At 44.5% G+C, this 20,798-nt stretch carries 22 protein-coding genes; 10 read left to right on the top strand and 12 right to left on the bottom strand.

The genetic code is table 11. The features are described from left to right. Positions 1-19 precede the first annotated feature (19 nt). The 3 genes from srtN to BGM23_RS16835 form a co-directional block, all read right to left on the bottom strand. Positions 20-763, bottom strand: a complete 744-nt coding sequence (gene srtN, locus BGM23_RS16825; protein WP_029726329.1) for a sirtuin NAD-dependent deacetylase — start codon at positions 761-763, stop codon at positions 20-22. Positions 764-832: 69 nt separating this feature from the next. Further along, positions 833-1,948 carry a small-conductance mechanosensitive channel protein MscY gene (gene mscY, locus BGM23_RS16830; RefSeq protein WP_015383218.1) on the bottom strand — a complete coding sequence of 372 codons (1,116 nt, stop codon included), beginning with the start codon at positions 1,946-1,948 and terminating at the stop codon, positions 833-835. A 147-nt stretch (positions 1,949-2,095) separates the two neighbouring features. Beyond that, the gene (locus tag BGM23_RS16835) at positions 2,096-2,203 is read right to left on the bottom strand and encodes a YhdX family protein (protein WP_009966908.1); all 108 of its coding nucleotides are present in this window, start codon (positions 2,201-2,203) and stop codon (positions 2,096-2,098) included. Positions 2,204-2,436: 233 nt separating this feature from the next. On the opposite strand from BGM23_RS16835, the gene BGM23_RS16840 reads away from it, so the two are divergent. The 3 genes from BGM23_RS16840 to crcB are packed head-to-tail and all read left to right on the top strand — an operon-like array spanning position 2,437 to position 3,903. Next, positions 2,437-3,168 carry a glycerophosphodiester phosphodiesterase gene (locus BGM23_RS16840; RefSeq protein WP_021479659.1) on the top strand — a complete coding sequence of 244 codons (732 nt, stop codon included), beginning with the start codon at positions 2,437-2,439 and terminating at the stop codon, positions 3,166-3,168. Next, the gene (locus BGM23_RS16845) at positions 3,155-3,550 is read left to right on the top strand and encodes a fluoride efflux transporter FluC (RefSeq protein ID WP_029726330.1); all 396 of its coding nucleotides are present in this window, start codon (positions 3,155-3,157) and stop codon (positions 3,548-3,550) included. The genes BGM23_RS16840 and BGM23_RS16845 overlap by 14 nt, the downstream gene beginning before the upstream one ends. Further along, positions 3,547-3,903, top strand: coding sequence for a fluoride efflux transporter CrcB (crcB, locus tag BGM23_RS16850; RefSeq protein ID WP_029726331.1), 357 nt, complete (start codon positions 3,547-3,549; stop codon positions 3,901-3,903). Before BGM23_RS16845 ends, crcB begins: the two co-directional genes overlap by 4 nt. Before the next feature lie 13 nt (positions 3,904-3,916). Here the strand turns inward: crcB and BGM23_RS16855 are convergent, their stop codons facing one another. Together BGM23_RS16855 and BGM23_RS16860 are read right to left on the bottom strand one after the other, a co-directional pair. Then, positions 3,917-5,302, bottom strand: a complete 1,386-nt coding sequence (locus BGM23_RS16855) for a hemolysin family protein (protein WP_029726332.1) — start codon at positions 5,300-5,302, stop codon at positions 3,917-3,919. Positions 5,303-5,628: 326 nt separating this feature from the next. After that, positions 5,629-6,810 (bottom strand): pyridoxal phosphate-dependent aminotransferase, encoded by a 1,182-nt coding sequence (locus tag BGM23_RS16860; RefSeq protein ID WP_029726333.1) that lies wholly within the window; start codon positions 6,808-6,810, stop codon positions 5,629-5,631. Positions 6,811-6,966: 156 nt separating this feature from the next. On the opposite strand from BGM23_RS16860, the gene cueR reads away from it, so the two are divergent. Further along, the gene (gene cueR, locus BGM23_RS16865) at positions 6,967-7,398 is read left to right on the top strand and encodes a Cu(I)-responsive transcriptional regulator (RefSeq protein WP_010886460.1); all 432 of its coding nucleotides are present in this window, start codon (positions 6,967-6,969) and stop codon (positions 7,396-7,398) included. 60 nt (positions 7,399-7,458) lie between these two features. Continuing rightward, positions 7,459-8,793: a hemolysin family protein gene (locus BGM23_RS16870; protein WP_009966903.1), complete on the top strand. Its 1,335-nt coding sequence runs from the start codon at positions 7,459-7,461 to the stop codon at positions 8,791-8,793. A gap of 68 nt (positions 8,794-8,861) precedes the next feature. On the opposite strand, the gene BGM23_RS16875 is transcribed toward BGM23_RS16870, so the two are convergent. Together BGM23_RS16875 and akrN are read right to left on the bottom strand one after the other, a co-directional pair. Further along, a complete protein-coding gene (locus tag BGM23_RS16875; protein ID WP_003233335.1) occupies positions 8,862-9,461 on the bottom strand; it encodes a 1-acylglycerol-3-phosphate O-acyltransferase in 600 nt (199 codons plus the stop codon). Positions 9,462-9,595: 134 nt separating this feature from the next. Beyond that, positions 9,596-10,591 (bottom strand): aldo/keto reductase AkrN, encoded by a 996-nt coding sequence (gene akrN, locus BGM23_RS16880; RefSeq protein WP_029726334.1) that lies wholly within the window; start codon positions 10,589-10,591, stop codon positions 9,596-9,598. 196 nt (positions 10,592-10,787) lie between these two features. Between akrN and sigM the strand changes: the two genes are divergently transcribed. The 3 genes from sigM to BGM23_RS16895 are packed head-to-tail and all read left to right on the top strand — an operon-like array spanning position 10,788 to position 12,623. Next, complete coding sequence (gene sigM, locus BGM23_RS16885; protein WP_003224177.1) at positions 10,788-11,279, top strand: RNA polymerase sigma factor SigM; 492 nt, start codon at positions 10,788-10,790, stop codon at positions 11,277-11,279. Then, on the top strand, positions 11,269-12,345 hold the full coding sequence (locus tag BGM23_RS16890; RefSeq protein ID WP_010886459.1) for an anti-sigma factor: 1,077 nt from the start codon (positions 11,269-11,271) through the stop codon (positions 12,343-12,345). The genes sigM and BGM23_RS16890 overlap by 11 nt, the downstream gene beginning before the upstream one ends. After that, positions 12,333-12,623: an anti-sigma-M factor gene (locus tag BGM23_RS16895; RefSeq protein ID WP_003233341.1), complete on the top strand. Its 291-nt coding sequence runs from the start codon at positions 12,333-12,335 to the stop codon at positions 12,621-12,623. The genes BGM23_RS16890 and BGM23_RS16895 overlap by 13 nt, the downstream gene beginning before the upstream one ends. A gap of 30 nt (positions 12,624-12,653) precedes the next feature. Here the strand turns inward: BGM23_RS16895 and BGM23_RS16900 are convergent, their stop codons facing one another. After that, a complete protein-coding gene (locus BGM23_RS16900; RefSeq protein WP_009966899.1) occupies positions 12,654-13,082 on the bottom strand; it encodes a GNAT family N-acetyltransferase in 429 nt (142 codons plus the stop codon). 109 nt (positions 13,083-13,191) lie between these two features. On the opposite strand from BGM23_RS16900, the gene pdxR reads away from it, so the two are divergent. Continuing rightward, positions 13,192-14,601: a MocR-like pyridoxine biosynthesis transcription factor PdxR gene (gene pdxR / locus BGM23_RS16905; protein ID WP_029726335.1), complete on the top strand. Its 1,410-nt coding sequence runs from the start codon at positions 13,192-13,194 to the stop codon at positions 14,599-14,601. A gap of 33 nt (positions 14,602-14,634) precedes the next feature. On the opposite strand, the gene BGM23_RS16910 is transcribed toward pdxR, so the two are convergent. From BGM23_RS16910 to citA, 4 genes are all read right to left on the bottom strand, one after another. Next, complete coding sequence (locus BGM23_RS16910) at positions 14,635-15,990, bottom strand: sodium-dependent transporter (RefSeq protein WP_003233348.1); 1,356 nt, start codon at positions 15,988-15,990, stop codon at positions 14,635-14,637. 117 nt (positions 15,991-16,107) lie between these two features. Then, positions 16,108-17,505, bottom strand: coding sequence for a branched-chain amino acid transporter BcaP (bcaP, locus tag BGM23_RS16915; protein WP_003245791.1), 1,398 nt, complete (start codon positions 17,503-17,505; stop codon positions 16,108-16,110). Positions 17,506-17,754: 249 nt separating this feature from the next. After that, positions 17,755-18,624 carry an SDR family oxidoreductase gene (locus BGM23_RS16920; protein ID WP_029726337.1) on the bottom strand — a complete coding sequence of 290 codons (870 nt, stop codon included), beginning with the start codon at positions 18,622-18,624 and terminating at the stop codon, positions 17,755-17,757. Between the two features lie 73 nt (positions 18,625-18,697). Beyond that, positions 18,698-19,798 (bottom strand): citrate synthase CitA, encoded by a 1,101-nt coding sequence (gene citA / locus BGM23_RS16925; RefSeq protein ID WP_029726338.1) that lies wholly within the window; start codon positions 19,796-19,798, stop codon positions 18,698-18,700. Positions 19,799-19,906: 108 nt separating this feature from the next. Between citA and citR the strand changes: the two genes are divergently transcribed. Beyond that, positions 19,907-20,782 (top strand): transcriptional regulator CitR, encoded by an 876-nt coding sequence (gene citR, locus BGM23_RS16930; RefSeq protein WP_003233357.1) that lies wholly within the window; start codon positions 19,907-19,909, stop codon positions 20,780-20,782. The last annotated feature ends 16 nt before the right edge of the window (positions 20,783-20,798 follow it).

Consider the following 20,798-nt stretch of genomic DNA (forward strand, 5'->3'; position numbering starts at 1 on the left):
GTGAGGCGCATAAGGCGGCTCACTTTTTTATGCCCAAACTTCGGGCAAACTCGCCGATTTTTTGATGGATGACCATGTCAAACAAGCTGTCACAATACGTTGGTTCAAGGTTTATGATGACTTTCTTCATGCCGGGAATCAGGCTTGCATCCTCAGGCACAAATCTAGCCGGAGCCACTTCGAGAGACGTGCCGATAACCAATAAAAGATCTGCTTGATCCAGCTTTTCATAAAGGGTGTCAAAGTGCATGACGGCATCGCCAAAGAGAACAACATCGGTTTTTAATACCGTTCCGCAAATGTCCCCATTGTTTCCGGCCGCCGTGCACTCCGGCACCTCCCGCTCCAGCAAATGGGGAAGATCATATCGGGCGCCGCATGCCGGACAAGCTGCTGTCTGGATAGAACCATGCAGTTCGTACACATGCCTGCTCCCCGCTTTTTTATGAAGACCGTCAATGTTTTGCGTGAAAATATCGACCTGCTTCCCTTGCTTCTCCAGCTCAGCTAAAAGCAAATGGCCTTCATTCGGTTCAAAGCTGCCGCTCATTTTCATCTGGAACAATTCTTTGAATTTGGGCCAAAACAGACGCGGATAACTTAAAAAATAATCAAGGCTCATCGCTTCCATTCTTGAGGCATCCTCCGTCCAAATGCCCCCTGCTGAACGAAAGTCGGGGATCCCTGATTCTGTGCTCATTCCCGCTCCGGTCAGCACAACAATTCTCTGTGCTTCATGTAGAATACTTTTGAATGTTTCCAACTCAACACCGCCTTTTTCTCTTATTTTACCATGAAAAAGACTCCGCCTCTGTCAGACGAAGTCTCTCTTTTAAGCCCGTTCCTTTTCCTCTTTATTTAGATTCACCTGGAATGGGTCGCTTTCGTGCTTTTGCTTGACAACAACCATTTGGCCGGGATATGCAAACTGAACGCCTTCTGCACCTAAAATCTCAATAATTTTATAGTTGATATCCTCTCTAATATTAAGGTTTTCAGCCCAAACCGTCGTTTTTGTATAGAAGTTAAAAAATAAATTGTAGTAGCTGTCGGCAAACGTATCAAAGTTGACCATGATTGTTTCATTATCAACGCCCTCATGCTCTAAGAGCATTGTTCTGAGAGAATGAATGGAGCGTTCAAGGTTCTCAATCGGCGTAGCGTAGGACACATGGATGGAAAACGTAATCTGGCGTTTGGTCATTCTTGTCCAGTTCGTGATCGCTTCCATCGACAGCGTAGAGTTCGGCACCGTTACAAGCGCCCCCTGTGCTGTTCTGAATCTCGTGCTCCTAAAGGTAATATCCTCGACTGATCCTGTTACTGTCGACGTCTCCACCCAGTCACCAATTGTAAACGGCTTTTCAGTAATAATGATAATACCGCCGAAGAAGTTGCTGATGGTATCCTTCGCGGCAAGCGCAAAAGCCAGTCCGCCAAGACCAAGGCCCGCTACAAATCCGTTTACATCATAATTGAATTCCTGAGCGATCACACTGACACTGAGCGCAATGATCACAAAACGGAGCAATTTGGATAAAAACGGGGCCAGAATGTCATCCATGTCAAGCTCGAAGCGCTGGTTCACCTTATGGAAGATAAACGACGATGTTGCGGTCAAATTACAAAGACCCCAACACAAGAGCGCCACAATCAGTGAGCGGTATATTTTGCTGATGACCGGCATTTGCTCATCTAAAAACGGTGAATACCGGATCGCTAAAAACAGCCCAAGGGCAACAAAAAACCATCTGGCCGGCTTATCAAACGCCAGAACCACCTGTTTAAAAATTTCTGTTTTCGGCCGGTTTGTCAAATTAAAAAGCAGGTTAAAGAAATATCTTGTGAATAATTTTCTAAGTATAAGAAACACCAGCAAAATCGCCAAGCTGATGCCGATTTGAATGATGATATCAAGCGTAAAATACTGCTGCAGATAATCCGGCATGACTGTCTCCCCTCTATCCCAATCAATTGTTATTATACTAAAATATTCGTAAGGATGTTCATTTAAATGTCTTTTGCAGCACAAAACCCCGGCGAAACGCCGGGGTCATTTCTCAATTCATCTATCAGCCAGATTCAATAGGGACAGTCACTTACCTTTTTTCGTTTGTGTCTGATCAAGGAGAGTTGCTTTTTGCATTTCAGCATCCGTTTCGGCTTTAATTCTTTCCTCCACTCTGATTCTCCCTTTTCCCATGATCTCGCCTCCTTTTTTGCTATTATAAAGGATCATATTTTGTTGTGAACATGTCGAAAGACCTAATTTTCTGACGAAATGTGTTCTGATACGCTGAGTGTCTTTTTTTAGTTATACGCATTCCTCAGCCCGGACCATTCCGATATGGCAGAAAAAATTCACCAGTTTGTATCGCGGTGCATATATGGTTTTGATACAATAACAGAAATGCCCATACGAGGAGCTGACTTAGCTTGTACATCATTGCCCATCGCGGAGCATCCGGCTACGCTCCGGAAAATACGATTGCCGCATTTGACCTTGCGGTGAAAATGAATGCAGATATGATCGAACTGGATGTCCAGCTTACAAAAGACAGGCAGATTGTTGTGATACACGATGACAGGGTTGACCGAACAACAAACGGATCGGGCTTTGTTAAGGATTTTACCTTGGAGGAATTGCAAAAACTCGATGCAGGAAGCTGGTACGGCCCCGCTTTTCAAGGAGAGCGTATTCCGACCCTGGAAGCGGTGCTCAAGCGCTACCACAAAAAAATCGGCCTTTTAATTGAACTAAAAGGCCATCCGTCTCAAGTCGGAATTGAAAAAGAGGTGGGACAGCTATTAGGGCAATTTTCTTTTTCTATCAATAATATTGTTCAATCCTTTCAGTTCCGCTCCGTCCAAAGGTTCCGCGAGCTTTATCCTTCGATTCCGACAGCGGTCATTACAAGGCCCAACTTTGGCATGCTGTCCAGAAATCAGATGAAGGCCTTCCGCTCTTTTGCAAACTATGTCAATATAAAATACACACGGCTCAACCGTCTGATGATCGGCTCCGTCCATAAAAATGGCTTAAACATATTTGCATGGACTGTCAACAATCAAAAGACAGCGGCAAAATTACAAGCCATGGGCGTGGACGGCATCGTTACAGATTACCCGGATTTCATCATAAAGGATGGCAAACATGAAAATATATAGCGCGGTTTTTATCGGAGGCGCGCTTGGCGCCTGCCTCCGATACGGATTAAACTTATGGATACACACCGGTCAGTTCCCGGCGGCAACCTGGCTGGAAAATGCGACAGGCAGCCTTCTATTAGGCATTTTGACCGGATTTTTTATGATCGGGGCAAAACGGCCTCTGCTGTCGGCTTTTTTAGGCACCGGCTTTTGCGGAGGCTTCACAACAATGTCCACGTTTTCTAAGGAAACAGTGATGCTTTTGCAAGGACAACCCTCATTGGCTCTTTTATATGTGGCAGCCTCATTGTTATCAGGGATCATATTTGCACTGATTGGTGTTTTTGCGGGACGGCGCATAGCAGGCATTCAGCAAAGAAAGGGGCTGCAGGAAAGATGACACTAGCGGGTATTTTCATAGGGGGCGGACTTGGCGCAATGCTTCGCTTCTGGCTTGGCAATGTCATAACCGCCAAAACCAAAGGTCTCAGCCTGCCCATTGGCATACTGACAGTCAATATTCTCGGAGCTCTCGGGCTCGGAATATTTACAGGACTTCACGTTGCAAATGCTTCGGTCTCGCTTATCATTGGCACGGGGTTTTTTGGCGCCTTTACGACCTTTTCCACATTCAGCGTTGAAACTATTCAACTCCTTATGGCCAAACGTGTAAAAGAAAGCATCTTGTACATCGTCCTGACACTTTGCGGGTCGCTTTTTGCATTTTGGTGCGGCTGGACAATCACAATGTAAAAAAACCTTGAGCTTATTTCTCGCTCAAGGTTGCACTGTTCAGCATCACAGGCTCAGGCAGCGGCAGCTTGTGGTGCGCCGTAATCCCGGTTGTGTTGCCGGCTTCTTCTTTTATATCGATTTGCTTGATTAATCGGCCGTCCATCTTCAGCACCTTTATCGTATATGAACCGATGCGAATGGATTCACCAGCCTCAATATCGATGTTTTCTTTTAATATCAGCCCGCCGATCGTATCGACGTCTTCTTGAATCGATGCGCCAAGAAGGCTGTTCACCTGATCGATCCGAACCTTTCCATCCATCACATAATGGCCGTCGCCAAGCTTTTGGATCAGCGGCTGTTCATCTTCATCAAATTCATCTCGGATCTCTCCGACAATTTCCTCAAGAATATCCTCTGTCGTCACAAGTCCCGAGGTTCCCCCGTATTCATCCGACAATATAGCCATATGAATGCGCTCGCGCTGCATTTTAATCAGCAAATCATGAACCGGGATCGTTTCAATCACTTCGATGACCGGCCTCACATACGGATGGATCGTCATCTTCATTCGTTCTTCTTCTGTCATAAACAGCAAATCAGAAAACAAATGCTTCGTATTGACCAAACCGATCACACTGTCTTTGTCTCCATCTGTGACTGGCCAGCGCGTGTATTTTTCCTTCAGCATGACTTCGAGCATCTCGGCCATCGTCATCTCAGTTGACACAGCAGCCATTTCCTTCCGCGGTATCATAATCTCTTTGGCGATCCGATTATCAAATTCAAAAATCTTATTCACATATTTATATTCAGACGGATTAATCTCTCCGTTTTTTAAACTCTCAGATAACAGCATCCTGAGTTCTTCCTCAGAATGGGAACCATCATGTTCTGACGCAGGCTTCAAACCGAACATCCCGCATAAAAGCCGCGCCGATCCATTGAGGATCCAAATAAACGGAAACAGGAGCAAATAGAATAAACGCAAAGGGCCCGCTATCAGTAAAGTCAGCTGTTCTGCCTTTTGAATCGCGACCGTTTTCGGGGCCAGTTCACCTACAACAACGTGCAGGAACGTGATCAAGCCGTACGCGACTGCAAAAGAGACTGCATGTGAAACCGAGTCCGGCAAGCCGAGCGGTTCAAACAGTGGATGCAGCAGCCGTTCAAAGGCCGGCTCACCCAGTACGCCAAGCCCGATTGATGTCAATGTAATGCCTAGCTGGGATGCGGATAAATATTCATCCAAATCTGTAATGACACGCCTTGCGAGTATCGCCCGTTTGTTTCCTTCTGTGATAAGCTGATCTATTCTGGATCTCCTTACTCTAACAATCGCAAACTCGCTTGCAACGAAAAACGCGGTTAAAGCAATGAGCACGCCAATTAAAATCAGACTGTCAATATCGTCCATTTAACCCTATCCTCTCAACAAAGGATAAGGAGTCACCTCCTGATATAATCATTTTTCCTTAACATTGAGGTACGCGGTGTATTGTTGCCTAAGCAGAGGGCCCCATCATACCACCTCCAAAAGTCAAAGTTTGATTATAAATTGTATATTTTATTGTAACACAACTCATTCCAAAAATGATTTTTAATTTTTAGACTTTTATCATGAAGAAAGACTTAACTGCATGCCTGCTTGTCAATTCTTCGCCTGTCTGGATTGGAAGAGGAAGGATTTTGTGGATATAAAAAGAAAACAGCCTTGAAAACTGTTTTCTTTTCTTTGCCTTCTTAAGCAAAATCTTTATATAAAGAAATGAAAATGTCCCGTGAGTTTTTAATCTGCTCGATCGGCACACTGAAGGATAATCGGAAATGCCCGCTCATTCCAAAACCGCTGCTCGGCACAATTAATAATTTGTATTTTTGGGCGGCATGCACGCAAAATGCAACTTCATCTTCAATCGGCGATTTTGGAAAAACAAAGAAACCTCCCTTTGGCATTTCAAATTCAAAACCGGCTTCTTTTAAAATGTCTACCATTAAATCCCGGCGCTCTTTATAAGCACTCGCGTCTACTCTTAAATCATCCATTCGTGCCACAGCCCGCTGCATCATGACAGGGGCATTCACAAATCCAAGCGTTCGATTACAATACACAAAAGCGTTGATCAAAAGGTCCGCATCCGGCATTCGGCTGTCCAATCCGATATACCCGAGCCGCTCCCCGGCTATGCCGAGATCTTTACTGAATGAGCTGGCCAATATCACACGATGGTACGATTGAAACGGATTTGCCAGCTCTTCATCATAGATTAATTGACTGTACGGTTCATCAAACAGCACATAAATCGTCTGGCCGCTCTTCTCTTCTATTTCTTTTAATAAAGCGCCTAAATCGTCTATATTTTTCTGGCTGAGAACCGTGCCTGTGGGGTTATGCGGTGTATTGAGGATCAGCCCTTTCGTCTGTGGAGTGATCGATTGCCTTACCGCTTCAATGTCGATCTCAAACCGGCCTGTCAACGGGCAGCTGACGGCTTTTCCCCCGTAGTTCTCAATATACAACTTATATTCGGCAAAATAAGGTGCAAGAATAATGACCTCTTCCCCAGGGTTTACGATGCTTTTTAACGCAACATTCAAAGCGCCTCCCGCGCCCACCGTCATGACGATACGCTCCGCTGAGAAATCAGCTTCAAAACGCGACCCCAAAAATTGCCCGACTTTTTCTCTCGCTGCAGGAAGCCCTTGATTTTGTATGTATCCGTGGCTGCCTTTTTCAGCTTCCTCTATTAACGCTCTCTTAAAAGCTTCAGGCTGTTCAACAATCGGGTTGCCGAGTGAAAAATCAAATACCTGGTCTTCCCCGAACTCCTTCTTCAGCCTTGCACCTTCATCAAACAGCTTGCGAATCCATGATCCTTTATTTAAATTTTCTTCAACTTCCCGGGATAACCCAGCCAATTTCATCTGTCCCTTCCGCATATAAAAATTTGAAAATTCTATCTTCCTATGTTACTTCAATCAGATGATGAATTCCACAACTTCCAATTCCGGTCTGAAAAAAACAATAAACTTGTGCAAGACACCGTTCATATATTAAACTATTCTCATAACTATAACGTGATGGTTGGGAGGGATATAGATGGGGCTGAGACTTATCGCATCAGTGAACTAGCGGCACTCGCCGGAGTAACGAAACGGACAGTTGATTATTATACGAATCTCGGTCTGCTTACGCCGGCCAGATCCTGTTCAAATTACCGTTACTACGACGAAAATGCACTCAAACGACTTATATTTATTGTAGATTGCAAGAAGCAGCGATTGGCCCTGTCCGATATTAAAGATCGACTGGAGAACCAGTTTCCCTCTTCAGCTAAACTTGACGATGAAATTGGAAATCTGGCATTAGAAATTGATCATATGAATCAAAACATCTCCGGAATCTTGCATCGGTTTGAACGGCTGAAGCCCGAGGATCGTGACAAGCTGAAAAGCAAACTCCCGCCTGAAAAGCTCGCCGTGTTCCAATCATTTATGCTGCTGTTAAGTTAAAACCATTTTATCTAACAGGAGGTGTTACCTTCATTCTCATTGCTAGAGTGAAGGTTCTAATTGGACATAGTGAATTTGATTTTAGTTGCTGTTTTAATCGCCCTGACGGCATTTTTCGTGGCATCTGAGTTTGCCATTATCAGAATCAGAGGCTCACGGATCGATCAGCTGATCGCGGAAGGAAATAAAGCAGCAATAGCCGTAAAAAAAGTGACCACGCATCTTGATGAATATTTATCTGCGTGTCAGCTCGGAATTACATTGACTTCCATCGGATTAGGGGTTTTAGGTGAATCAACGATTGAAAGGCTGCTTCACCCGCTTTTCGTCCAAATGAACGTTCCAGGTTCCCTTTCACATGTCATATCGTTTATTTTTGCGTATGCCATTATCACGTTCTTACACGTTGTTGTCGGAGAACTTGCACCTAAAACAGTCGCTATCCAAAAGGCGGAAGCAGTGTCTATGCTGTTTGCGAAACCGCTGATTTGGTTTTACCGCATCGCGTTCCCATTCATTTGGCTTTTGAACAATTCCGCACGGTTATTGACCAAAGCATTTGGCCTGGAGACCGTTTCAGAAAACGAACTGGCACACTCAGAAGAAGAGCTGCGAATCATTTTGTCTGAAAGCTATAAAAGCGGTGAAATCAACCAATCAGAGTTTAAATATGTGAATAAAATCTTTGAATTTGACGACAGGCTCGCGAAAGAAATTATGATTCCGCGGACCGAAATTGTCAGCCTTCCGCATGATATCAAGATTTCTGAAATGATGGACATCATTCAGATTGAAAAATATACCCGCTACCCTGTGGAAGAGGGCGATAAAGATAACATTATCGGGGTTATTAACATTAAAGAAGTGCTGACCGCCTGCATCAGCGGTGAGGTATCTGTTGATTCAACCATTTCTCAATTCGTCAACCCGATCATTCATGTCATTGAATCTGCGCCGATCCAAGACCTGCTTGTCAAAATGCAAAAAGAGAGGGTCCATATGGCTATTTTGTCTGATGAGTACGGCGGTACTGCCGGGCTTGTGACGGTTGAGGACATCATTGAGGAAATTGTCGGTGAAATCCGCGACGAATTTGATATTGATGAAATTAGCGAAATCCGCAAAATCGGCGAAGGCCATTATATTCTTGACGGAAAAGTGTTAATTGACCAAGTAAACGACCTGCTAGGCATCCATTTAGAGAACGAAGAAGTCGATACAATCGGCGGCTGGTTCCTTACTCAAAAATACGATGTTGAAAAAGATGATTCCATCATCGAAGAGGGCTGCGAATTCATCATTAATGAAATTGACGGCCACCACGTCGCATATATTGAAGTGAAAAAGCTTCAAGAAGAAGAACTTCTGGAGACAGCTAACCAGCAGGAGGCATAATAAAAAAAGCACCTTGTATAAGGTGCTTTTCTTATTTTCACAGTTTCAGGGCAATCTCTCAGAACGCCTTATAGCTGATCAAGTTTATTCTCTAGTTCTTTAATCCGCTGATTCAAAGCCTCTGTCATTGCTGCAAGTCTTTCCTTTGAAGGCAGGTGGGCAAAATCAGCCTGGTGAAGAGGCTCACCGATAATCAGCTTCATTTTTCCTTTTTTGAATAATTCTTTTCCGCTTGAAGGGCCCTGATATGCAGCGGGGACAAGCGGCGCTTTCCCCATTTGCGCAATCGTCACCGCACCTCTTTTCAAAGGCACATCCTCAGAGGTTCTTGTTCCGCTTGGGAAGATACCGACGATCTCTCCTTCTTTCAGCAGCTTAATCGGCGTTTTAATACTGCTTGGCCCGGGATTTTCCCGATCTACCGGAAAGGCATGAATTTTCTTCAGAAACGAACCGATCCATTTATTTTGAAAAAGCTCTTTTTTCGCCATGTAGTGTATTTGATAAGGAAGAATCCCGACTCCGAGTGTAATCACATCAACCCAGCCGGAATGTGTACACGCGATGACAAAACCTGAATCGGCCGGAAGGTTTTCTTTGTTATACACCTTCACTCCTCCGCGAAGAGAAAGAATAACTTTTAAAGCATTTGCACAAAACTTATACATATCGCACTTCCTTTGTCGTAATCAATGATTCTTTCTGTCATCTATTATAACAACATTTTTTATTACCTGGTACTAATTTTTAAGATTTCTCCCGTTAAAACGCCAAAAAGCTGAGGATTCGCCCTCAGCTTTTGTTATATTTCCTCTCTGGTCGGCGGGGCCATAAACTCCGGTCCGACAGGGTCTGATATCGTATTTTCCAATATAGTATTGATATCTTTCTGATCTTCACTGTTCAGCGTCCAGCCTGTAATCTCAGATAGGGCCTCAAGCTGCCCAGGCTTTCTTGCCCCCCAAAGAGCGATATCCGCTCCCGGCTGATCTAAGATCCATCTGACAGCCAAGTGAATCACTGATTTTCCATAACGTGTCTTCGCCAGCTTATCCAATTGATTGACAGCAGAAAGATACTCTTTAAAGCGGGGCTTCTGGAATTTTGGATCGTGATTACGCAGATCATCGCCCTCAAATGTATACTCTTCGGTCATTTTGCCTGTTAACAGCCCTCTGCATATACTGCCGTATAATAATGTTGTTATCTTGTTATCTTTCGCATAAGGAAGAACACTCTCTTCCATCTCTCTTTCAAACAGATTATATGGAGGCTGAATCGTATGGAGAGGTGCGACGGCGCGAAATGTATCCATTTGCTCAATTGAAAAATTGCTGACGCCAATCGCCCGGATTTTTCCCGCATCATATAATTCCTTCATGACTTCAGCCGTTTCTTCAATTGGCACAAGCGGATCGGGCCAATGCACCTGATAAAGATCAATATAGTCTGTTTGAAGCCGCTTCAAAGAATTCTCAACTTCCTCTACAATTCTCGCTCTGTTCGCATGGCGGAACAGCTGGTTGTTCTTCCAGTCCAGAGCCGTTTTCGTTGCGAGAATCACCTGGTCTCTTTTGCCGTACTCTTTGATTGCCTTTCCGACGATTTCCTCGGACTGCCCGAAGCCGTAAGCCGGCGCGGTGTCAATCATTGTAATCCCCTGATCAAGAGCGGCTCGGATTGTTTCAATCGATGTTTTTTCGTCAGTGCCTCCCCACATCGTTCCGCCAATGGCCCATGTGCCGAGGCCGATTCTGGAGGCTTCTATTCCTGTATCTGCTATACTGGTATATTCCATTGTGCCACTCCTTCACTTTTTCACTATCTTTTCCCCTCTGGAAAAAATGTTAAACATTTCTCCGCACTATCTTTTGGGGCCATTTTTGGGTACTATATAGGAATGGTGTTTGATTAGGTATAAAAAAGCCGTTTGCATGTAATGTGCAACTTTAAACCTTTCTTATGCGTGTATAACATAGAGGGGAGAAAAGGCAGTGACGATCGATGAAATTTACCAAATGTACATGAATGATGTTTACAGGTTCCTGCTCTCCATGACAAAAGACAAGCATCTTGCTGAAGACTTGCTGCAGGAAACCTTTATGCGGGCATACATACACATTCACTCCTATGATCACAGCAAAGTAAAGCCCTGGCTTTTTCAAGTGGCGCGAAACGCCTTCATTGATTACGTCAGAAAGCATAAGAAAGAAGTAACCATTTCTGATGACTTAATCGGAAGCCTCTTTCAAAATGCTGTTCAAAGTCCTGCCCATCAGGTAGAGATAAAGGAAGTGCTGACTGGTTATATGTCCGAGCTCCCCGATAATTATCGGGAGGCCTTAACGCTATATTATTTAAAAGAGTTAAACTACAAAGAAGCATCCCATATTATGAATATTTCAGAGGCGAATTTTAAAAGTGTTTTATTTCGTGCCAGACAGCGGCTGAAAGCACTTTATAATAGAGGTGTTAATGATGAATGAAGAATTTAAAAAGCGTTTTGATCAATATAAAAATGGGGAAATGAGCGACCAGGAAATGACTGCATTTGAGGAAGAACTCGAGAAGCTCGAAGTATATCAGGAACTGATTGACAGCGAACTAGAGGACGATAACGATTGGGATCTCAGCATCAGTCCTGAAAAACAAAAAGCGATTTTAGCCTACGGCAAACGCAAGTCTTATTTGCGAATTTCTGTGCTTGCCGTCATTTCGACATTGATGATTTTGCCGCTTTGTACGCTGGGAAGCTACCTCTATTACGGAATGGGTGGAAAACACAGCACCGGCAATGAGTTTATGGAAACTGCCGCAGTCACTGTAGCCCTGACCATGCCGAATGTTCTTGTTGATACTTCCGGACTGAAAAGCCAAGTGAAGCTATTTGGAATGAATACGGAATTCCCGCTGCAAAAGCAGATTGGCACGAAGACGGCTGCCGTAGGGAATGAACGGGTTGAAATGTTTTATAACAAAGTAAAAGCGCCGGCAGTAAACTACTATGACTTAGAAGTGAATAAAACCGGCCATTACTTTACACATCCTTCAAACAAGTCTGAACAAACGACCGCAAAAGCAGAAAAAACGTTAAGCACATTGCCTGAAGGAACGGTATCAGAGGTCTACCTTTCATATGACCGTGCATATCCGACAAAAGACGTGTATAACAAATTCAAAGGCTATGATGTGAGCTTTTTATGGAACGCAATCGAAACAGAGAAAAACACAAATAAGACAGCTTCCACAGAACCTCTTGGCTATCCTGGAAAGGATTCAAAGTTCCTGGCCGCCCTTAATACAAAAGGCAAGTCGAATGGCGATCAGTTTATCAACGCCCTGAAATTCATGTCCAAACACGAAAAATGGGCTCAGGTCATTTCAAAACGGAAAGACCTGAATGTAGATAACCGATTAGATTATGTAGAGAAAAACGGTGTCAATGTATACGGTTCGGTCGTTACAGGGCCAACCAAGGAAATCCAGCGCATGCTGAAAAATAAATCTGTAAAATCAGCGAATGTCGGCGAGGTGGAATTATGGAACTGGTAAGAATTTTTAAAGAACACAATGTATTCGGCTGGATCTCTGTCGGGACAGCGGTTCTGTCCCTGCTGTTGCTGAATTTGGCCATTATCAGCAACGTCACGTTTTATTCCTATCAAATGCTTCCGTTCGCCATGGCTGCCGTTCCGTTCGGCGTTGTTGAACTCTTCATCAAGAGAGGGCGCACAGGCCCCGGCCTGCTCGGCGTCATCCTTAATCTCTTTGTGATTATTTGTGTGTATACCATTGTATCTGTAGATACGAATTTACAGTTTGGCTTTTAAAAAAGACGCCTTTTCAGGCGTCTTTTTTCGTTATACCGGTTTTCGGAACAAATAACTTTCTATAGTAAAACCCATTTTATCTGTATAAAATCGATGTGCGTCTTTACGCTGAAGGCCAGATGAAAGACTGACAAAACCAAGTCCGGCTTTTCTCGCCCAGTCTGAGGCATAATCCAAAAGCATTTTGCCGTATCCCTTTGATCGGCAAGGTGCCGTTGTAACAAGATCCGCAATCCACAAGTGCTCTCCTTTATGAATGGAAACTCTCGGCAGAGCCCCGCACAGCGCTCTGATTGCTGTATTTTCATATAAGGCAAACAGCATATACGATTCTTTCTGCACACAGGCTTCAAGCCTTTGTAAATACGTCTCTATATCCAGTTCTGTTCTCAATTCACTCATAATCGGATACGACTCAGCCCATTCTTCTTTCGAGGTTAATTGTTTCATATGGATCATCTTCTCAATCCCCTTTCCTTTCGTTACAATGATCATAGCTAATAAATGGCATTTGCCAAATAGCCAATATCAGAAAAAATGACCATGCCAGCTACAAAGGAGACATGAGATGGATATTACGCCGTTTCTTGATAAAAAGAGCAAAACACCGCTGTATGAGCAGCTTTATACCTTTTTTAAACAAGAAATTTCACATGCGCGAATCACAAAGGGAACAAGACTTCCGTCAAAACGCAGGCTCTCCAGCTTGCTCGATGTCAGCACGGCAACTATAGAACGAGCTTACGAGCAATTAACTGCTGAGGGCTATGTCAAAAGCAAGCCAAAAATCGGCTGGTTCGCGGCGGAAGTAGAACCAGGCTTCCCGACAGCTCCTGACCATTTTCAGCAGTCTGTACAGCCGGGATTACATGAAAAGAACGCACCTGCTATTGACTTCCATCAAGGCAACGTTGACCCGACCCTCTTTCCCTTTAACGCATGGAGAAAAAGCATAGTAAAAAGTCTTGATCGCTATTCCGGATCGTTTCACACCTCTGGCGACCCTCAAGGAGAATACGAACTCAGGCACATGATTGCCCGGTTCGTCAGGCTGTCTCGGGGAGTAAATTGCGAGCCCGGCCAGATTATCATCGGCGCAGGAACCACCGTGCTTCTGCAAATTCTTTGCCTTTCGCTAAAGCCAGGTACAAAAATCGGCTTTGAAGAACCGGGCTTTCACCGTTCAAGAAGGATGTTTGAAGCAAATCACATGGATGTCACTCCGATTTGTTCTGATGCAGAAGGCGTCCTGCCGGATGAGCTCTACCGTCAGAATCCTTATCTCATGTATACGACTCCTTCGCATCAGTTTCCGATTGGGACCATTATGACGATTACCCGCAGACAGGAGCTGCTGGCATGGGCGGCAGAAACAAATTCATTCATTATAGAAGATGATTACGATGGAGAATTTCGCTACAGCGGCCATCCCATTCCGTCTTTACAGGGTCTTGATCCGAATGGCAGAGTCATATATCTGGGCACTTTTTCAAAGTCACTTCTACCTTCCTTGCGGCTCAGCTTCATGATTGTGCCCCCTGAACCCATGGAACCGATCAAAAACAGTGCTCAGTTAATGAAGCAGACCGTCTCTGTCCACTCGCAATTGACACTGGCAGACTTCATCGAAACCGGAGAGTGGCAAAAACACATAAATAGAATGAGAAGCTTATACCGAAAAAAACACGCTATCCTGTTAGAAACCATCCGCTCTGAACTGGGAAACACCGTTGAGATTCTCGGTAAAAACTCGGGGCTTCACATTCTGCTGCGACTATTGTTTCCAGCAAGTGAGGAAGAAGCAATAAAAGCAGCCGCAAACAACGGTGTAACCATCTATCCCGTCTCCCCTTCATATAAAGAACGAACGCCTTTTGTTTCTGTCTTAATCGGTTATGGAGGTTTGTCAGAAGAGGACATCAGGCTTGGCATCCAAAAACTGAAAACGGCATGGGCACCGTTGATATCAACTTATTGAATAAAAACAGGCCCCGGAAACGGAGCCTGTTTTTTAAAATGATAAAATTCCGATTAAATTTAAGAACACGATAATAATGGCAAGCGGCACGATAAAACGAAGCAAATAAAACCATGTGTAAAAGAATGCTTTACCTGCATTTGATCCATTTCGCATTTCAGCCAAGAGTTCGCTTTTCGAAATTTTCAGCGGGATAAATAGAGAAATTAACAGAGCGCCTGAAGGCATCAAAACATTGCTGACGGTAAAATCGGCAATATCAAAAAACGTTTTGCCAAATAGGTGCACATCACTCAAAACGCCATAAGACAAGCAGCATGGGATTCCGACCAAAAAGATCAAAAGCCCGCTCGTCCATGACAGTTTTTTTCTCTTCTTTTCGTCCCCTTTTCCGATTGTGGCAACGATAATTTCAACCATCGAAAATGCTGAGGTTAAGGCTGCAAATAAAAATGCAACGAGAAAGCCGATAAAAAACAACGTGCCGAACGGAAGCTGTTCAAAAACGGCCGGAAGCACTGTAAACAGCAATGTCGGTCCTTCATTTGGCTGAAAACCGAATGAGAAAACCGCCGGAAAAATAGCCAAACCTGCCAAGAGTGTCACAATGATATTCATCAAGACAATGGAGGCTGCCGAACGAGGGATATTTTGTGTTTTCGGCAAATAGGAGCTGTAGGTCACCATCACCGAAACCCCCAGTGTTAACGTAAAGAAGGCCTGTCCCAGCGCGAATAATATGGATTCCGGAGTCAGATCGCCGAAATGAGGCACAAGCAGAAACTTTACGCCTTCCATTGCACCATTAAGCGTAAGAGACCGAAGAACGAGCAGAATAAACAATAAAAACAAAATCGGCATCATCACCGCGCTTACCCGTTCAATCCCTTTTTGAACCCCTCTTGCGACAACGATGACAGTAAGTACCATAAAGACAAGCTGAGCCGCGAGCGTCTGCACCGGATTTTGGATAATAGAAGCAAAAAGAGCGCCATACTGTGCTTGAGAAAGCCCGGACAGTGAGCCTGACGCCGTTTTTACGATATACAGCAAAATCCATCCCCCAATTACACTGTAAAACGACAGCACTAAGAAACACGCGGCTACGCCGATCCACCCCGTAAGAAACCAAGCTGATCGCGGCGCTTCTTTTTTATATGCATCAATGGCATTCGTCTGGTTCCGTCTTCCAAAAATAAATTCCCCCACCAAAAGCGGATAGCCTAAGAGGATGGTAAATAACACGAAGATAAGAAAAAAGGCTCCACCCCCATTGGTCCCCGCTACGTAAGGGAATTTCCAAATCGCGCCCAAGCCGATAGCCGAGCCGGCCGCTGCCATGACGAAACCAATTTTCGAAGCCCATTGGACTGGTTTTTGCTCAGACAATAAACGTCACTTCCTTTCCAGCCTATATTATCTCTTATTTTTGTCTTCATTTCTATAGATTCATTTGCCAAGAACAGAAAAGAGGCGGCCTGTATGGCCGCTCTCTTTATCAAAAGGTTATTGATTTAATTTTGAATGCTTTCTTGAATACAGGAAATAGATTACCAAGCCGATTAACAGCCACACTAGGAAGCGGACAATCGTCACCCATCCCAGATTTAAAATCAAGAACAGGCAGAACAGAATCGCCAGGCCTGGGATCACGGGAACTCCCGGGCATTTAAAAGCTCTCGGAAGATCAGGCTGTTTCTTTCTCAAAACGATAACTGCCACAGAAATCAGGACAAATGCCGACAACGTCCCGATGTTCACCAGCTTTGCAAGTTCATCCAGCGGAACAAGTGAGCCGAGAAGCGCCGACATCGTTCCGAAAAACCAAGTGGCCACATAAGGTGTTTTGTGCTTTGGATGCACTTTAGAAAGTGAACCCGGCACAAGTCCGTCACGCGACATGGCAAACATGACGCGGGTCTGCCCGTAAAGCATCACGAGCATAACTGTTGTCATTCCCAACACGGCGCCAATATCAATGATGCCTGCCACCCAATTTTGCCCTGCGCTTTGAAGAACAAGAGAAACCGGATGATCCACACCCGCAAATTGAGCAAACGGGATAACCCCAGTCATGATGGCTGATACGGTGACATATAAAATCGTGCAGACCAGTAAAGAGAAAATAATGCCTTTAGGCAGATCCTTCGCGGGATTTTTCGTTTCTTCCGCAGCAGAGGATACAGCGTCAAATCCGATAAAAGCAAAGAATACGAGCGCCGCTGCACTGAACACGCCGCCAAAGCCCATTGGCATAAACGGCTGCCAGTTGTGCGGCTTCACGTAAACGGCTGCCACCGCGATAAACAGCAGAACAACCAGTATCTTCAAGATAACCATGATATTGTTGACTCTTTTTGATTCTTTGATGCCTAAATAAAGCAAATATGTGATCGCCATTACAATGACGAATGCAGGAAGATTAAACAGGGTAAAGGTGCCTTTCACTGCGCCCGGTGCCGCTGTTAAAGCAACCGGAAGATGAATGCCGAGCCCTGATAAAAACGATTGGAAATAACCAGACCAGCCGACCGACACTGCACTTACCGCCAGCATGTATTCTAAAATTAAATCCCACCCGATAATAAAGGCCATAAGCTCTCCCAATGTCGCATAAGTGAATGTATACACCGAACCTGAAACAGGCACACTTGACGCAAATTCCGCGTAAGACAGGGCGGCGAATAAACAAGCCAACGCCGCCACAACAAATGAAATCGTCAGCCCGGGACCTGCCGTGACTGCGCCTGTTCCCGTCAGAACAAAAATCCCTGTGCCAATAATGGCGCCGATTCCAAGCAACGTTAAATCAAATGCCCCTAATTCTCTTTTTAAAGATTTTTCCCCGCTCGTCGCAGCGATTAAATCCTGAATGCTTTTCTTCCTAAAAACGCTCCCTTTCATTCCCCTTCAACTCCCGATCATCTATTTTTATATATTTTATTTGAATTTTCTGAATTCATGAGCAACAATGGTCATTTTTCTGTTTTTCTACTATATTTGTCCTGGTCGCGAATCATTCCTTTCTCCTACTCAATATTATATATAAAATTGCAAAAATGAAAACAAAATTGTTAGAAAAATCGACAAATTTTTTATTTTGAAATTTTTTACCACACAAAAAAACCAGCTCTAGAGCTGGTTTTTCGTTGATCACGTTGAAATAAAACGGCCGCCATTCACATGAATGGTCTGCCCTGTCATATAGGAAGATTCGTCAGACGCCAGCAGAACATAGGCGCCTGCATGCTCAACCGGCTGTCCCGGTCTTCCCATTGGGGTATCCAAGCCGTGCTGTTTCACTTTTTCCTCAGGGAATGTCGCCGGAATAAGCGGTGTCCAAATCGGACCGGGCGCCACCGCATTCACTCTGATGCCTTTATCTGCAAGCGACTTCGCCATGGAACGCGTAAAGGAAACAATCGCACCCTTTGTGCTGGAATAATCAATTAACGCCGTATCCCCTTCATAAGCGGTAATCGATGTCGTATTAATAATGGCACTCCCCTCTTGCAGGTGAGGCAAAGCTTTCTTTGTCATATGAAACATGGAAAAAATATTTGTGCGATAGGTTTTTTCCAGCTGTTCTGTTGAAATATTGAGAATGCTGTCCTGGGGATGCTGTTCAGCGGCGTTGTTCACTAAGATATCGAGTTTACCAAAATGGTCCACTGTTTGCTGCACAGCTTGTTCACAATGGTTCTCGTCCCCGACATCTCCCGGGATAAGCAGGCAGCGGACATTCTCCTTTTCGATCCGTTTGCGTGTTTCCTCTGCGTCCGAATGCTCGTCTAAGTATAGAATGGAGATATCAGCCCCCTCTTTAGCAAAGGCAATAGCTGCTGCTCTACCTATTCCGCTGTCGCCTCCAGTAATGATCGCGACTTTTCCTTTCAGTTTTCCGCTTCCTCGATAATCCTCGTCCTCTGACAGCGGCAGCGGATTCATTTTTGACTCAATGCCCGGCTGTCTGTCCTGATGCTGCGGTTCTTGTCCTTCTGTTTGTCTGTCCATTGGGTTCACATTCATCACTCCTAGACATGTGGTTGATACTGAACGTTACCACACGACAGAAATGAATAAACGCCAAAATATGTTATGAAAGAACTTCCTCGGGAATGGCACCGGTATATTGCGCTGACGGGCGGAAAATCATGTTGTTTTCTGCCTGTTCCAGTACATGGGCGCACCACCCTACCATTCGGCTTGCTGAAAAGGTCGGAGTAAACAATTCATCGTCAAAATCGATGGCCTTCATCACTGCAGCCGCGTAAAATTCAACATTTGTGTACAGCTTTCGTCCCGGTTTGTAGATTTCAAGCAAACGAATCGCTTCTGCTTCTACATGCAGCGCAAGATCAAGATCACGGTCATTGCCGGCCACCTCTTCTGCTTTCTGTCTCAAAGCTTCTGCCCGCGGGTCTTTTGTTTTGTACACCCTGTGGCCGAATCCCATCAAGCGCTCTCCTTTTTCGAGTTTTTCTTTCAGATATGCTTCAGCATGTTCTTTTTCTCCAATGTCTTCAAGCATTTTTGTCACCGCAGAAGGAGCGCCTCCGTGCAGCGGACCTTTCATCGTGCCGAGAGCAGACGTGACGGCTGACACTAAATCACTCTCTGTTGATAACGTGACTCGTGCCGAAAAAGTGGATGCGTTCATGCCGTGCTCCATGGCCAGAATCATATAGGTTTCAAGCGCTTTCTTTTTTGCCTCTGAAGGCTGTTCACCTGTGAGCATATAATAGTAGTTTTCGACATGTCCGTACTGGGAAGAAGGTGCAATTGCTTGTTCACCGCGCGTCCATCTTTTTCTGTATGCAATGATGGAAGGCGTGATTGCAATCAGCCGGATTGCTTCTTCTGTTTTCGGATGGAATATGTACGTATTTTCCCCCAATGCTGAAACAACCGTTCTCAGCACCGACATATCGTCCATGTTGTTTGGCAGTGATTGAATCAAGCGCTCAATGTGTTCCGGAAGATTCCGTTCCGCAGCCAGCTTACCTTTAAATACCTGCAATTCTTCAGTTGAAGGCAGTTTCCCAAATAAAATCAAATAAGCTGCTTCTTCAAAGCTGTGATTCAGTGCGATGTCTTTTGCATGATGTCCTCTGTAAATCAGACGCCCTTTTTCACCATCAATATGGCTGATGGATGTTTCTACACATGTAATTCCCTTTAATCCGTAATGTACCATTTGTATTCCCCCTATCCTTTTCTGTTATTATAGTAAATATAATATTTAAAAAATAATGAATATTTTAAAGGGAATTAATTAAAAATATTAATCAGAGGGAGAATAGAAATGGATTTCAAATGGCTTCACACCTTTGTGACCGCTGCAAAATATGAAAACTTCCGAAAAACGGCGGAAACGCTTTTCTTATCTCAGCCCACTGTGACCGTACATATCAAGCAATTAGAAAAAGAAATCAGCTGCAAGCTGTTCGAACGTAAAGGCAGGCAAATCCAGCTGACTGATGAAGGCAGGGCGTATTTGCCGTATGCGCTCAGGCTTCTTGATGATTATGAAAACAGCATGGCAGAGCTTCACAGAGTGAGACAAGGCTACTCTCAAACCTTACAGCTCGCGGTTTCTCCGCTTATTGCAGATACTGTGCTTCCTTCTGTCATGAAACGGTACACAGCAATGAATACGGAAACAGAAATGGCGGTTACGATTTTCGAATCAGCGGAAATCGCGTCACTGATTAAAGCCGGGGAAGCAGATATCGGACTAAGCTGTTTAAAGGTACAGTCTTCTTCTTTAAGCTGCCACTGCTTATACAAAGACCCTGTCGTCCTTGTTGCCCCGCCCGATAAGCGTTTCATAGAAGACAACGAAATTGATGCCAAAGAGGTGCTCGAACAATACCTGCTTTTGACCCACAATCATCCTGATTACTGGGACGACTTGCTCCGTCAAGTCAGAATGACATTTCCATTTGTGAGAACAATGAAGGTCACTCAAACACATATAACGAAACGGTTTATCAAGGAAGGACTCGGAGTTTCATTTCTGCCTTTATCTACAGTAAAGCGTGAGTTAGCAGAGAAACAGATGATCAGAATTCCTTATCAGTCTGTACAGCTGCCCTACGCCGGCGCTTACGCGATTGCCCTTTATGAAAATAAGAAAGAAAAAAAATTCTTGGATTTTTTATCACATTTTCATTTTTAGGAGCAACCAAAACGCC

The organism is Bacillus sp. FJAT-14266, from assembly GCF_001719225.1.
Taxonomy (GTDB): domain Bacteria; phylum Bacillota; class Bacilli; order Bacillales; family Bacillaceae; genus Bacillus; species Bacillus subtilis.